Origin of the sequence: Sphingobacterium sp. E70 (assembly GCF_019285695.1) — a bacterium.
GTDB lineage: Bacteria > Bacteroidota > Bacteroidia > Sphingobacteriales > Sphingobacteriaceae > Sphingobacterium > Sphingobacterium detergens.
The window spans coordinates 642,182-654,994 of record NZ_CP079104.1; the positions used below are offsets into that span (position 1 = coordinate 642,182).

The 12,813-nt window shown below is 43.2% G+C and carries 20 protein-coding genes and 5 pseudogenes; all 25 read right to left on the minus strand.

Features of this window, described 5'->3' with window-relative positions:
* Positions 1-54 precede the first annotated feature (54 nt).
* Positions 55-240 (minus strand): hypothetical protein, encoded by a 186-nt coding sequence (locus KUH03_RS04670; RefSeq protein WP_257091788.1) that lies wholly within the window; start codon positions 238-240, stop codon positions 55-57.
* Positions 219-1,024, minus strand: a pseudogene (locus KUH03_RS04675) (alginate lyase family protein). The gene KUH03_RS04670 and the pseudogene KUH03_RS04675 overlap by 22 nt, the downstream one beginning before the upstream one ends.
* Positions 942-1,208, minus strand: a complete 267-nt coding sequence (locus KUH03_RS04680; protein WP_257091789.1) for a hypothetical protein — start codon at positions 1,206-1,208, stop codon at positions 942-944. The pseudogene KUH03_RS04675 and the gene KUH03_RS04680 overlap by 83 nt, the downstream one beginning before the upstream one ends.
* A 48-nt stretch (positions 1,209-1,256) precedes the next feature.
* Positions 1,257-1,729: pseudogene (locus KUH03_RS48100) on the minus strand (glycoside hydrolase family 95-like protein).
* Positions 1,726-2,393: pseudogene (locus tag KUH03_RS04700) on the minus strand (hypothetical protein). Before KUH03_RS04700 ends, KUH03_RS48100 begins: the two co-directional pseudogenes overlap by 4 nt.
* Positions 2,320-2,715, minus strand: a complete 396-nt coding sequence (locus KUH03_RS04705; protein WP_373564778.1) for a hypothetical protein — start codon at positions 2,713-2,715, stop codon at positions 2,320-2,322. The pseudogene KUH03_RS04700 and the gene KUH03_RS04705 overlap by 74 nt, the downstream one beginning before the upstream one ends.
* Positions 2,709-3,134 carry a glycoside hydrolase N-terminal domain-containing protein gene (locus tag KUH03_RS04710; RefSeq protein ID WP_257091795.1) on the minus strand — a complete coding sequence of 142 codons (426 nt, stop codon included), beginning with the start codon at positions 3,132-3,134 and terminating at the stop codon, positions 2,709-2,711. The genes KUH03_RS04705 and KUH03_RS04710 overlap by 7 nt, the downstream gene beginning before the upstream one ends.
* Positions 3,101-3,652 (minus strand): glycoside hydrolase family 95 protein, encoded by a 552-nt coding sequence (locus KUH03_RS04715; protein ID WP_257091796.1) that lies wholly within the window; start codon positions 3,650-3,652, stop codon positions 3,101-3,103. The genes KUH03_RS04710 and KUH03_RS04715 overlap by 34 nt, the downstream gene beginning before the upstream one ends.
* Complete coding sequence (locus tag KUH03_RS04720) at positions 3,634-3,819, minus strand: glycoside hydrolase family 95 protein (protein ID WP_257091798.1); 186 nt, start codon at positions 3,817-3,819, stop codon at positions 3,634-3,636. Before KUH03_RS04720 ends, KUH03_RS04715 begins: the two co-directional genes overlap by 19 nt.
* Positions 3,820-3,823: 4 nt before the next feature.
* Positions 3,824-4,336 (minus strand): DUF4982 domain-containing protein, encoded by a 513-nt coding sequence (locus KUH03_RS45290; protein ID WP_306429455.1) that lies wholly within the window; start codon positions 4,334-4,336, stop codon positions 3,824-3,826.
* 7 nt (positions 4,337-4,343) lie between these two features.
* The gene (locus KUH03_RS45295) at positions 4,344-4,652 is read right to left on the minus strand and encodes a hypothetical protein (RefSeq protein WP_306429456.1); all 309 of its coding nucleotides are present in this window, start codon (positions 4,650-4,652) and stop codon (positions 4,344-4,346) included.
* A gap of 136 nt (positions 4,653-4,788) precedes the next feature.
* Positions 4,789-6,195 carry a glycoside hydrolase family 2 protein gene (locus KUH03_RS45300; protein WP_306429457.1) on the minus strand — a complete coding sequence of 469 codons (1,407 nt, stop codon included), beginning with the start codon at positions 6,193-6,195 and terminating at the stop codon, positions 4,789-4,791.
* A 135-nt stretch (positions 6,196-6,330) separates the two neighbouring features.
* Positions 6,331-6,483: a hypothetical protein gene (locus KUH03_RS04730; RefSeq protein WP_257091799.1), complete on the minus strand. Its 153-nt coding sequence runs from the start codon at positions 6,481-6,483 to the stop codon at positions 6,331-6,333.
* A gap of 35 nt (positions 6,484-6,518) precedes the next feature.
* A pseudogene (locus KUH03_RS04735) lies at positions 6,519-7,783 on the minus strand (alpha-L-fucosidase).
* Between the two features lie 71 nt (positions 7,784-7,854).
* Positions 7,855-8,540, minus strand: a pseudogene (locus tag KUH03_RS48105) (RagB/SusD family nutrient uptake outer membrane protein).
* 152 nt (positions 8,541-8,692) lie between these two features.
* On the minus strand, positions 8,693-9,031 hold the full coding sequence (locus KUH03_RS04750) for a RagB/SusD family nutrient uptake outer membrane protein (protein ID WP_306429698.1): 339 nt from the start codon (positions 9,029-9,031) through the stop codon (positions 8,693-8,695).
* Positions 8,992-9,363 (minus strand): hypothetical protein, encoded by a 372-nt coding sequence (locus KUH03_RS04755; RefSeq protein ID WP_257091801.1) that lies wholly within the window; start codon positions 9,361-9,363, stop codon positions 8,992-8,994. Before KUH03_RS04755 ends, KUH03_RS04750 begins: the two co-directional genes overlap by 40 nt.
* A 12-nt stretch (positions 9,364-9,375) precedes the next feature.
* A complete protein-coding gene (locus tag KUH03_RS04760; RefSeq protein ID WP_257091802.1) occupies positions 9,376-9,525 on the minus strand; it encodes a hypothetical protein in 150 nt (49 codons plus the stop codon).
* A gap of 75 nt (positions 9,526-9,600) precedes the next feature.
* Entirely contained in the window at positions 9,601-10,155 is a 555-nt protein-coding gene (locus tag KUH03_RS04765; protein WP_257091803.1) for a hypothetical protein, read from the minus strand.
* Positions 10,146-11,027 carry a TonB-dependent receptor domain-containing protein gene (locus KUH03_RS04770; RefSeq protein WP_257091804.1) on the minus strand — a complete coding sequence of 294 codons (882 nt, stop codon included), beginning with the start codon at positions 11,025-11,027 and terminating at the stop codon, positions 10,146-10,148. The genes KUH03_RS04765 and KUH03_RS04770 overlap by 10 nt, the downstream gene beginning before the upstream one ends.
* Positions 11,028-11,062: 35 nt before the next feature.
* Entirely contained in the window at positions 11,063-11,392 is a 330-nt protein-coding gene (locus tag KUH03_RS04775; RefSeq protein WP_257091805.1) for a hypothetical protein, read from the minus strand.
* The gene (locus KUH03_RS04780; RefSeq protein ID WP_257091807.1) at positions 11,383-11,934 is read right to left on the minus strand and encodes a TonB-dependent receptor plug domain-containing protein; all 552 of its coding nucleotides are present in this window, start codon (positions 11,932-11,934) and stop codon (positions 11,383-11,385) included. Before KUH03_RS04780 ends, KUH03_RS04775 begins: the two co-directional genes overlap by 10 nt.
* The gene (locus KUH03_RS04785) at positions 11,892-12,137 is read right to left on the minus strand and encodes a TonB-dependent receptor plug domain-containing protein (protein WP_257091808.1); all 246 of its coding nucleotides are present in this window, start codon (positions 12,135-12,137) and stop codon (positions 11,892-11,894) included. The genes KUH03_RS04780 and KUH03_RS04785 overlap by 43 nt, the downstream gene beginning before the upstream one ends.
* On the minus strand, positions 12,119-12,460 hold the full coding sequence (locus tag KUH03_RS04790) for a carboxypeptidase-like regulatory domain-containing protein (RefSeq protein ID WP_257091809.1): 342 nt from the start codon (positions 12,458-12,460) through the stop codon (positions 12,119-12,121). The genes KUH03_RS04785 and KUH03_RS04790 overlap by 19 nt, the downstream gene beginning before the upstream one ends.
* Positions 12,461-12,747: 287 nt before the next feature.
* The gene (locus KUH03_RS04795) at positions 12,748-12,813 is read right to left on the minus strand and encodes a hypothetical protein (protein ID WP_257096692.1); all 66 of its coding nucleotides are present in this window, start codon (positions 12,811-12,813) and stop codon (positions 12,748-12,750) included.

Genomic DNA, 12,813 nt, shown 5'->3' on the forward strand with positions numbered 1-12,813 from the left:
AAGTAAAAGGTTAATTGGTCAGATTTATAGCTGGATAAAAATGGTCTTCCAGCATTACAACCATATTAAAGGATTACGGATGGGCAAGTTGCGAATGACCTCTTCCTCCTTGGGATTATGATTGAGCTCAGCCCAAAGTTTCAGATAGCTGCTGTCTTGGTAAGCGGTTGCAGCAAAGATGAGAGCAGGTTGAGCAATAGGCCATTGCTCCCAGTACATCACGTCTTTTGATAAGGCCATTTGTTCTTATCACTGATATAAGGCATCATAAAATCCAGCCCTTTTTTGATTGTACGTCCATCGGGTAACGAATATTGCCATAGCGGTTCATTTGTTGTAGACAGGATATGGCAAATCATGGTCATGGCATCTAGATTAAAGAGGGAATATCCAAAAGGCTTGGTCCGTTGGAGCTCCCGGGGAAAGCTACCATCTTTTTCCATCTGGCTGGGTAATAAAATTTGCTGGTAGCGTTCAGCACACATCTTGAGCAAAGCCGTATCCTGCACTAGACTGGCAAAGGATGCCACCTGCATCACCCAACAGGTGCCATGATTGTTTGCTGCATTCATTTCGTCTTTACCGTATTGGTGCTCAGTCAACCAGCGCAGATATGTTGCAAACCAACGATGGATGGCATCTTTGGTTGACTGTGGAAAGTTTGGATCATTTTCGAGCACTTTTACGCCCTGCGCCACTTCCATTAAATGAATGGTATCAATAATGCCTATACCGCGACCTGTAAATCGTCCTTGTACAGCTTGGGCATACAGCAGATTTGGATTCATCATCGTCTCCGAGTCGACAAACCAAGCTTGCAAATGAACCAAGGCCTGCTGCACATATTTTTATCCGGATTCAAACGGTAGGCCGAAGCTAGGGCGCCGATAATTTGGCTAAAACGGATCATGGCTTTTCGATGGTCAACAAAGTTGGCTGGATTACTCATACCATCCCTTTGGACATAGGGGCACTCGCATCCATTGGATCTGGCCACCAATAGTCGCCTTCGAGTAAAAGTCATGGATACCACCGCTACTTCGAACTGCAGGGTAAGCCGTCACGGTCAAGGGCTTTTGCTTCATGGCCCATTTTGATTGCTTTTTTATAATAGGACGCAAAACCGTCACGATTTTACTCTTGAAAGATCCATTGGGTTCATTCGCCCCAGCGAACAGGGAAGCAGCACAATCCCAATAAATGTGCACGCTAGTCTGAAGATCGATTTTAAATTCATTTCCTTAGATTTTTATGAGCTATATCGGGATAATGCGGTACTCCTTGCCCTTGACTGTTTGAAATTCAATTTCAAAAGTTTCTTTGGTTGATAAAGGCGATAATTTTTCGCGGTCGAGGATATGGTATTTCAATGAACTTGGCTTGTATAGCAATTCATTTTCAGCCCCATTGACTTTATTCCCGTTCGTTCCAATTACTTTCACTGGTATAGGGGTCCGCAACTTGCATATTCCACCTATATTGGATACGATGCGTGTCTGTTGCAATTTATTATCCTTCCAATCGATGTCTACCGTAAAGTTTCCCTGGCTTTAATTCCCTTAATATGCCCTGTCGACCACTCATCGGGCAGCGCTGGCAATAGATGAATAGCACCATCGTGACTTTGCAAAAGCATTTCAGTCATTCCGGCCGTTGCGCCAAAATTGCCGTCGATCTGAAAAGGAGGATGGGCATCAAATAAGTTCGGATAAGCACCACCACCGCTCATCTAGAGCGATCCAGTTTGGGATCAATAAAGTTCAGCGCATCCTTAAGAATTTTATACGCGTGGTTTCCATCCTGTAATCTTGCCCACCAATTTGTTTTCCATGCCATCGACCAACCTGTGCTCACATCACCACGCAAAAGCAGTGATTTTTTTGCGGCAGCGGCCAATTCACTATTTGCTGTAACGCTAATCTGGTTACCAGGATAGAGTCCAAAAGATGCGAAATATGCCGATGCTGATCTTTGGGATCATCCCAATCTTTAAACCATTCTTGCAGTTGACCATATTGTCCAACCTGATAAGGATATAATTTTGCACTCGCCTGTTCCAATGTCGACTTAAACTCGGGGTCGATCTGCAGTACATCGCAAGAGCGAATAACCGCAGTAAATAGCTCGCGGATAATTGCCATATCCATCGTCGATGCCCTGGTCAATTGATATTCCTTTCCTGCTATTTTAATTGTATTTTCAGGCGATGTAGAAGGATTTGTTATCAAGTATTTATTTTCAGGATCAGCGATCAGCCAATGTAACATAAACTGAGCAGCGCCCTTCATCAGTGGATAGGCCTTATTTTGGAGAAAAGATTTATCTCCTGTAAAGCGATAATGCTCCCACAGATGTGTGCTGAACAAGCTGCGGCCATTGGCCATGCAGACCATCGTGGCATACCTTTAGGATCCCAGTCATAGCCTCCCGGAGGAGAGGTCTTGGCCCACAGGTCGAATTATGGTGAACGACCCAGCCTTCCTTTATATTGTAATTTACAGCGGCAGTTTGCGCTCCATTGACCGCCAGTTCCTCCATAAAATCAAACAGGGGCTGATGGCATTCGGACAAGTTGGTATTTTCTGCCAACCAATAATTCATTTCGGTATTGATATTCGTGGTGTAATTACTTCCCCAAGGCGGCTGTACATGATCATTCCAAATCCCCTGTAAATTGGCGGGTCTTCCACCTTGTCTCGAACTTGCGATCAGCAGGTAACGTCAAAATGATAATACAGAGTCAGTAAATCCAGATCTGCAGGACCTTTGGAAAATTGCATAATCCGCTGATCGGTCGGTAGATTTACATGTGTTGAAATTCCAGCCAGTTCAAAATATACCCTGTTAAACAGCGATCTGTAATCCTTCTGATGATCAGCAAGCAGTGTTGTAAAGTTTTTTACTGCGACCTGTTTCATTAAACTGTTAACTGTCGCCTTTACATCTTTTCCAGCTTGGCTCGGCGATTTGTCGAAACCATTAAAGCTGGTCGCTTCTGTCAGTAATAATAGTACCTCATCAGCACCAATGATACGAAGCTTATCCTTTTCTTGCTGTACCTTCCCTCCTTTTGCCTGTACTTTAACACGCATTTCGAAAGTCATCCCCTTTCCCTCAATGCTATCATAAACCACCTGTTTAGGTTCGTAATCCCGATTAGCCACAAAACTGGGGCTTTACCCACAAGGCTTAGTACATCTTTGCCGCGTGCTGAAACCGTACTTTTCAGTTTACTGGTCATGGACAGATCCAAAGTGATCGATTTAGCTTTATTTGCTTTTAAGCGAATGACCAAAGCTTTGTCGGGGTAGCTGACAAAGCTCTCTCTTTGATATTGAACACCTTGGTAAGTATAACTTACCGTGCTCACCGCCCCTTCCAAATCCAAATCTCTTCGGTAAGCTTTTACCTCTTTCTCCTCTTGATGAAAATTCAGCCACAGGTCACCCATGGGTAAATAACGTGCTGAATAAGGGCCTTGCATTTTCTTCCAGAGAACAGCAGCCTCTTCATATTTCCCAGCTAAAATAGCTTCACGTACCGATGGTAAAATTTGCGGACCATTGGGGTTGTTTCCAGCCTCAGGTTCGCCCGACCACAGGGTATTATCATTAATCTGAAAACGATCCCTGCTCACCCCACCAAAGACCATTGCCCCTGTCGTACCGTTCCCAAAGGTAATGCCTCCTCCCAATATGCAGCAGGTTTATCGTACCACAGTTGGCGCTTCTTTTGTTTATGTTGTGCATGACCACAGGTAACAGTGGCCATTATTCCGAGCAAAAGAAAAAAGCTCAAATTAGTGTTTAATTTTATCATCTCACTATTTTTCAATTGTCAACAAAGTACTTTTTGATTCGTCCATCCGTCCGGACACAACTGCTTTTCCTGCGGATAAGCGAAGCCGTATCAGGGCTCTTCCATTGTATGCCTGTACTTTTCGCGCGCCTATGGATGTTCCCTGATCAATAATCAGCTCACCATCTCCTGTAGCATCAAAATAGATCCAGTTTTTGGCATCCAGACAAAGAATACCATCTTTATCCAATACCTTAGCCTGCACCGTTATGATATCATCTTCCCGTGCAATTTCTTCAACCTGTAATTTCGCAGGTTTGCCCCAACGCTCTGTCTGATACACTTGTTCGATCTGATCTGTCATAAGCTCCTTACCATTTTTGGCAACAGCTTTGATCTGATTTTTTCCCTCACGTAACTTCACCATCCAACGCAATCCGGCAGCGGGGAAATCTTGGCTATTTCTTTTCTTTACCCCCTGACTTTCGCCATTGACAAATAGTTCGACCTCCTTCGCATTGGAATATACTTTGATCATCTTTGCCTCATCCCCCGCCCCAACGAACAGGCCAAGAGTGTCCGTAGATATGGAGCATGGGTTTTGAAGTCCAATACGATTGAAATACGTAATAGGATTCTTTCTTCGTAAAATCGCGTTCGACAACACCTTTCTGGTTGACATAGGGAACCGGATTATCTGGACGAACAGGTGTCGAAAAATCTTTAAAAGGCCAATACGCGGTACCCGTAAGCCAAGGCATGGTTTCCTGTTCCTTGAGGTGCCAATCGATCAAGTTACAGATATAGCTTTCACTCCAGTCACCATCCTTGGAAACTCTCGCTGCACCACCCACGAGGATGCATCGCCAGCCCGTTCATCGGTGGTACCGTCGCCTTCTATTTTGGCTAGTGCGCGATCCGGATCCTCTGCATGGCGGCGAGCATGACTATCTCCGCCCCATTCCACATGAAGAAAATGTTTGACCTTTTTCATTTCCTCTGTCGAGGCCGTTTTATAATCTGTATACACTCCACGATACCAACCAGCCCAGATAGAGGGTGAATACACATCAACAATATCTTTACAAAAGTCACAACGTCGTATGGCTGTTTTTCGACTGGGATCCAATTGGTGGGAAAGTAAATGCAATTCAAGCATAAATGTTCTGATTTTCTCCTTGTCGAATTCGGGAAATCACCGGGCCAATCATTTTCATTACCTAGTCCCCAAATAATGATCGAAGGGTGATTATAGTGCTGCTCAATCATATTTGTCAACATCCGTTTCCCTTGTTGCTGATAGATTTCACCGCCCAAGCCACCGCGACACCAAGGGATTTCCTCCCAAACCAAAATACCAAGACTATCACAGGCTTCGAGCACCCTGCGGCTTTGTTGATAATGCCCCAGCCGGATGAAATTGACGCCCATCTCTTTCATCATCGTCATTTCCTGTAAAATCTGTGCATCTGTCATGGCCGCTCCTACAGCAGCATGATCTTCATGACGATGCGTGCCCCGAAGCAAAAGTCTTTTTCCGTTTAATAAGAAGGGGCCATTATCTTTAAATTCTACAAGCCGGAAACCAAAAAGGCTCTCTTCTTTAAATATCTGTCCATTGCTTTTGACGATGGTTACCAAACGATACAAAGCGGGATGATCCGGGCTCCACAATTCAGGTTTTTTAACCGTTAGTTTTCCAAAGTCAAGAGATCCTTCCAGCGAACGAACAACCGGTGTCTGACGCAGCAGCAATTTACCTGAAGGGTCATAAAGCTGTGTTTCGACATCAAAATTTGAGCTGTTGGATTGTGTCAATAGGCGACCACGGATTTGTAATAACCCCTGTTTTCCATCTGCATCCACTGTAGGGCTAACAAAGACTTTTTCTAAGGCCGTCTGTGGTACATATTTCAAATTCAGATGGCGATAGATACCTCCATATAGGTTAAAATCGGATAGGTCTGAGGGAATCATTTCGAGGTCACGCGAGTTATCTACCCGAATTGAAACCGGTATCTTCCCTTTAAACTGTGTTTCATAGGCTTCGGTTTTTTTAAACTGTTCGACAGCCTCAGTAATATCTACTGTCCATTCGTCATAGCCGCCGACATGTTCCCCAACCTTTTGCGTATGGATATAAACCGTAGACTTTTGTCCCGCACCTTCAAAATGAAGCAGTGTACGACCATTTGGATACGGATTTTCAATGGTTAATGTCTTTCTATACCAACCTGGGCCCTGATAATAATTGACAGCTGGATCAACAGCATCTAAGGCATTGTAACAATGAGGCAAACTAACGGTTTGCCATAGTGGAACGGATTCTGGATTGCCCGCCCCAACCGGCCGTACAGCTTCCCAAATCCCCCAAGATCGCTCTTCAGAAAGTCCCATTCCCGGTCGATTCGCTTTGATTCCTGAGCCTGGAGCTGTAAAGCTCCAAATCCCAATAGCAATGCAAGTATTTTATAAAACTTATTTTCCTTTATCATTAAATATGGTTCTCTTTTCTTAATATTTGGATTCAGCTTATTCATCCAAGGCTCCGGTTTTCATTTTCTTTGCTGTGACAGTCTTATCTTTTTCTAGTTTTCCAGCCAACTCAATTTTGATCACAGTTGCGACAGGATCAATTGCCTGTTTAGAAACGTCAATTTTGATCGCATCAGACTGCGATTTCACTTTAAGCGTTTTACCATTCGCTAAAAAACTAGCTTTTAAAACTTTATTTTTACTGGAAGAACGACCGTTCCATCTTGAGGCCAGTCAAATATGGTCAGGTAAAGTAGAGTCTTGTCGCCCTGTTCCTTCATTGTGCATCTTCCCCACTCAAAGGGTTGCAACGGGCTGCTTTTGGTTGCGTAAATTGCTTCACTGTTTATTTTCATCCACTTGCCTATCGCCGCCAATCTGTCTATGCTTTCCTGTGGAAAGCTTCCATCGGGTTTCGGACCAACATTGAGCAAATAATTCCCGCCTTTAGAGGCGATATCAACCAAATTACGGATCAATGTTTCTGCCGACTTCCATTTATGGTCAGACGTACGAAATCCCCAGGTTCCGTTCATAGTCATACAAGTTTCCCAATGCTTTCCTTCCAATTCACTCCAATCTGGAATTTTCTGTTCTGGCGTCTTTGTATCCCCGGAAAATTTGGTCTTTTCAAACGATCATTGGTAATAATATTGGGTTGCAGGCGCAGTTGTTCCTGCAACATGCTCGCAGCTTCATCCGTCATATTTGTTGGCGTATCCCACCACAAGACAGAAATATCACCATAATTACTCAAAAGTTCTTTCACCTGTGGTACAGAGACATTTTTGATATAGTCATCAAAACTCGCAGTTTCTTGCTTTGGGTCCCAATGGCCTTTATGCGCTAAGGTATAGGCATCTATTTTAGCCGAGTCCGGATTGGGCCAGCCTTCGCGCATGAGTTTCCGCGCTGCCGAACCTCCAGGATTATTCCAATCTTGCGCTTGCGAATAGTAGAACCCTAATTTGATACCATACTTTTTACAGGCGGCGGCCAAAGGCTTTAACAGATCTTTACCATAAGGAGTCGCATCGACCATATTCCATTTGCTGGTTTTGGTTTCGAACAACGCAAAACCGTCGTGATGTTTGGCTGTAATAATGAGGTATTTCATACCGGCATCTTTCGCCATTCGCACCCATTCGTCGGGATTATATTGTATAGGATTAAACTGGCCTGCCATTGCCTGATATTCATCAACAGGGATTTTTGAACGGTTCATAATCCATTCCGCCCCACCCCGAGCTTGTTCATGACCACGATAGACACCGCCAAATTGTGCATATACGCCCCAATGGACAAACATACCAAATCTGGCTTCCTCCCACCATTTCATTCGTAGACTATCAGGTAACTTATTTTCTTGCGCTATCGATATGCTACTTGACATTCCTGATACCAAGAGTATCAGGAATAGTATTTTATACATCTTGAGTTTAGTTTTCATGCCTATAAAGGTTATATTTTAGAATCCTATTGTTTGCTTAAATTTATCATTTCCCAAACTTTTAGCAATATCTACTTCGGACTGTGGTACAGGCCATAAGGTATCCGTTCTCTAAATATCCGTGGAGCGCCAGTAGGATCCTTGATTGCATCCATTACTTTCTTGATCGTTCCCCAACGCTTTAAATCAAAATAACGTTGCCCTTCCAGAGCCAATTCAACACGCCGCTCGTGACGGATAATATCACGAAATTCTTCTTTTGTCAATCCGGAACTAAATTGCAGCAAAGGCATTTTTACGTCTGCACGAGATCGCACCTGATTCAATGCATCGACGGCGGTTTGCTCAGGTCCTGCGCTTTCATTTTTGCTTCTGCATACATCAGCAGAATATCAGCGTAACGAAGAAATACCCAATCTTGATCACTCTGTGTGGCATAGCTCGTTGGCCATTTGGCTTCGTTGATATATTTTCGGGGTAGAAACCCTCCCAAAACACCTTCCGCAACAGGATCAAACGCAGAAGAAGCTGTTGTTCCACGCCATACACCTCGATAAATTATAGATGCTTTCAGACGAGGATCTCTATTTTCCAAAGGATTGATTGAATCGTATTTAGCAGATGTCTTAATATCCTTTCCATCAACGCAGTAGTAAGCATCCACTAGGTAGCTCAAGGGCTGTATTGTTTTCAGATAGGAATACATCATATCGGCCGGACTATACATATTAGGTGGTAAAAATCGCGCCGAAAACATTATTTCGGGATTGTTGGTCTGCCCCGGTTTTCTGAACAGATCCCGATAACCGCCCTGATAAATCGAAAATTTATTTTCATCTATTATCGTTTTAGCCACGGCGGCAGCCTCAGCCCATTTTTTCTGGGTCAATAATACTCTTGTTTTATAACCTAGTGCAGCACCCTGACAGCATGTCCTTTATATGCCGTGTTAGGCAGTTTCTCACTGGCATAATCAAGATCAGCTAAAATTGTTTCTATGACTTTATCTTTGGCTTCTCTGCCCAATTTTGCACTTGCATCATCCATGCCCAAAGGTTGTAGCGTCAAGGGCACATCTCCATAAAGATTAGTCAGCAAAAAATAATAATGGGCTCGTATGAAACGTGCCTCAGCGCTATACCGATCCCGATCCTGTTGGCTCATGCTGGTGATACGATCGATATTAGCGATCAGCCGATTACATGCAGCTATCGCCTGATAGGAAATCTCGTAGCCTTCTGTTTGAATTCCCCGGTAGTAGAGGTCAACCCGCCCCTAGAAATTGTATTAAAATTATTCGACGTACTTGACACAAATGCATCATCGGAGAGACCATCCCAAAACATGCTGGCTCCACCCCAACCCCCACGGGCATTGGATGAAGATGTCGCATTATATCCCCGACATAGAAATTCATACACTCCTGATAGCGCGAGGTCTGCATCCGCTTGGGTTTTCCAAAAGGTGGATTCAGGAATTTTATCGGTAGGGTTTTTATTCAGAAAATCTTTGGTACAGCCACTTAACAAAGTACCGGTGGCCAGACAAACATATAAATAGGTTTTAATTTTATTTTTCATGATTTCATCTTTTTAGAAGGTGATGTTCGCACCAAATGCAAAAACTTTATTTTGGGGATGGGCTACATAACGTCCCGAAGTAGCACCACCACTGGACGAAACGCCGCGTTCGGGATCTAATCCGGGAAACTTAGAAAAAGTAACCAGATTATCTGCAAGCAAAATAAACCCGCAGTCCCGAAATACCTGCCTTTGCCAATGTGCTTTGTGGAATACTATAGCCTATTTGAATATTTTTCAATCGTAAAAAGATCCATCTTTCAGGAAAAATGTAGAGGCACTTCTCACGTTATTTGCAGCAGGTGACTCATCTAATCCCACGATAGGTAGTGAGGCGTTTGGATTTTCCGGCGTCCAGGCGTCCAGCCAATCTCGCGTAAAGGTTCCGCCTTGCCTAAAAGGAACGATTCCCCATTCGCTAACAAATATTTTTTGACCTTGGGATCCAAAGAAAAATGCCGTAAAATCAAAATTCTTCCACACTGCAGTTGCATTGAATGAATAGTCAAAATCAGGGTAGGCACCAGAGACCACTGTACGATCATTATTATCTACCACTTTATCCCCATTGATATCAGCAAACTTCAAATAACCGGGCTTGGCAGGTATCTGCTGCTCTGGAGCGCTTTTCACCTCCTCTTCCGATCGGAATATGCCTACATTTTGCCATAAATAGAAGCTACCATATGGTAGGCCTTCACGGATAATTGTATTACCCGAAATACGTTCAGCCCCATATTTTATGACTTTATTGCGGTTGGCCTGAATATTACCATTTAAGGTTAAGAACACTTCTCCGATTTTTTCACGGTACTGGAGCCCAAGCTCGATCCCCTATTACGCAAGGTGCCATAATTTACAGTCGGTGCAGTAAGACCGATATAGGAAGGGAATGCTGTCGACGGTGACAGAATATCAGAGGTCACTTTATTGTACCAATCAAAAGAGGCTGTCAACTTATTATTCCAGAATCCAAGGTCAACACCAAAGTCCAACACTTTGGTACTCTCCCACTTGATACGTTGGTTTGCCATGGCAACCTGACGTGCTCCTTGTTGTAGGGTTTCTTCAAATGGATAGGCAAAAGCAGAGCTATAAACGGTCTGATAAGGATAGTTTCCGATATTCTGATTCCCAAGGGTTCCGATGGAAGCTCTAAGTTTGACTTCATTGACTGTCTCTTTGAGCCGTTCGCAAAAAAAAGCTTCATCTGAGATCTTCCATCCTGCTGATACAGATGGGAAAAAGGCCCATTTTCGATTTTCGGGAAAACGTGAAGAAGCATCATAACGGGCATTTCCTTCTAAGAGATACTTACCTTTGTAATCATAATTCAAACGGCCATAATATGATCTCAAGGACCATTCATTGGTTACTCCACTATTTGACTGTTGCCCAGCTCCGCCGCCGTCCAATTCAAGCAGATCTTTATTAGGGAATTGCAATCTACTGCCGAATAATTTTTGCGCCTTGTTATATTCTGCTTGAGTGCCAGCAAGTACTTTCAAATTATGGTCGCCAAATGACTTATCGTAAGTCAATTGTGTATATCCAACAGGATATACGTTATTGTCATCAGTCACCTCCAATCCTTGCCCACCAACATCCAATTGCCGCGCAGGAAGTGCATCTGGTTTAGCCTGCCACATATACTGATTGATCACCGGTTTGTTGGTGTAGTTTTTGGTAAAACCATAAGTTAGACCCCGCTAGTTTTCCACTCCAAACCATCCAGCAATTTTACATTGACGAAAATATTGCCCTGCATAAAATAATTGTTTAGCCTTGTGAATGCATTTTCAGCAACAGCTACGGGATTTTTATTAGGTGACTGAAATGGGTAAGCGCGGGAAGTATATCGGCCACTACCATCAGGAAGCACAGGACCATAGAGTGGAGATTGGCTTATTGTTGATAGGAATTGATCTTCAGCTCCGTTTCTGGGATATTTTCGATCACCGTAATTCAGTGTGATGCTCGAACCAAAGCTTATTCGATCATTTATTTTCGAGTTGAGGTTCAGCTGCAAATTATACTTTTAAAGGACGTACCGATCATAATATCGGGCTGATCGACATAACCGAGAATTACATTATAATTCGTCCCACCGGCACCGCCACTTAAACTTAGATTATGTGTTTGTACTGGTACAATTTTAAATACGGCATCCAACCAATTAAAGTCAGGATAAAGTGTTTTGTCGGTCGCATTTTTATATGCATCAATCATTTCCTGACTGAACAGCGCATTTGCATTGGTTGTACCTGAATTTTTAGCAGCTTGATTGTATAGGGTCATGTAATCTACCGAATTATAGACCAAATCAGGCAATGCTGAAGCCTTTGTGATTCCGACATTATAATCATAGCTCAGCTGTGCTTTCCCGGATTTCCCCTGTTTGGTTGTCACTAGGATGACACCGTTTGCAGCTCTTGCCCCATAAATTGCTGCGGAAGCGGCGTCTTTTAATACCGTAATATTTTCAATCGCCTGTGGATTCAGGTTTTCCAAACTACCAGGAATCCCATCTACGATGACCAATGGTGCAGACGATGCCCCGTAGGAGCCCAATCCCTAACCTGTAAATTCACATTTTCATTCCCGGCCTCTCCGGAGCCCTGTGTCACGCGAAGTCCCGGCATACGCCCCTGAAGTAATTGGGTAGGATTTGTTGCGATCCGTTTGTTCAAGGTTTTTCCATCCACTGCCGCAACAGCCCCTGTTAAGTTGCTCTTCTTCTGGGTACCATAGCCTACTACGACAACTTCATCCATAAGACTACTTGATTCTTGTAGGACAAGATTGATATGATCTTTTTATCAACAGCTATTTCTGCTTTTTCTCTACCTACTAAAGAAAAGATCAATACATCAATATCTTTAGCTACAATTTGGTAATTGCCGGATACATCTGTAACAGTCCCATTCTTTGCGCCTTTAATCAGTACTGTCACCCCCGCGAGTGGTTCGCCCGCAGGTGAGGTTACTTTTCCGGATATTTTTAACTGAGACTGTGCAAACACATTTGGTGCAGCCATACTCATCAGCGAAAATAAAAGCAAACCCTTCCCTACCGTTTTGGTTATCGGTGTTATCATAGTTCTCTTGGTTTATGTGGTTATTTGAACTCAATAAATGAAACCAAATATCAAAAATAGTCGGTCTCTAGAGGGAGATTTTTCGTTCGAATAGGTGGAAAAAATGTCTTTTTCTTGATTTAGTGCAGAATTAAACGGATTTTGAAGAAAATTAAATTTTCAATCCCTGTTTCATTCTTGACGATAGTATAAAAAAGGTATTATCTATCCTTAAAAAGAAAATATCAACTTACGAATAGGTTGATATTTTCTTTCTTTTAACTCCAAAGAATTCTGATATTGCTGTTCTAATACCCTGGATTTTGAGGCAGTAAATTTGTATTACGTGCGATTTCGTCCTGAGGAATAGGCAT

What these genes read in the sequence shown, in the direction of transcription:
- KUH03_RS04790 (WP_257091809.1), bottom strand. Translation starts at nt 12,460, where the DNA reads ATGATAACACCGATAACCAAAACGGTAGGGAAGGGTTTGCTTTTATTT.
- KUH03_RS04715 (WP_257091796.1), bottom strand. Translation starts at nt 3,652, where the DNA reads ATGGTCTTTGGTGGGGTGAGCAGGGATCGTTTTCAGATTAATGATAAT.
- KUH03_RS45300 (WP_306429457.1), bottom strand. Translation starts at nt 6,195, where the DNA reads ATGGGACTTTCTGAAGAGCGATCTTGGGGGATTTGGGAAGCTGTACGG.
- KUH03_RS04720 (WP_257091798.1), bottom strand. Translation starts at nt 3,819, where the DNA reads ATGATAAAATTAAACACTAATTTGAGCTTTTTTCTTTTGCTCGGAATA.
- KUH03_RS45290 (WP_306429455.1), bottom strand. Translation starts at nt 4,336, where the DNA reads ATGATCAAAGTATATTCCAATGCGAAGGAGGTCGAACTATTTGTCAAT.
- KUH03_RS04785 (WP_257091808.1), bottom strand. Translation starts at nt 12,137, where the DNA reads ATGGATGAAGTTGTCGTAGTAGGCTATGGTACCCAGAAGAAGAGCAAC.
- KUH03_RS04755 (WP_257091801.1), bottom strand. Translation starts at nt 9,363, where the DNA reads ATGAAAAATAAAATTAAAACCTATTTATATGTTTGTCTGGCCACCGGT.
- KUH03_RS04670 (WP_257091788.1), bottom strand. Translation starts at nt 240, where the DNA reads ATGGCCTTATCAAAAGACGTGATGTACTGGGAGCAATGGCCTATTGCT.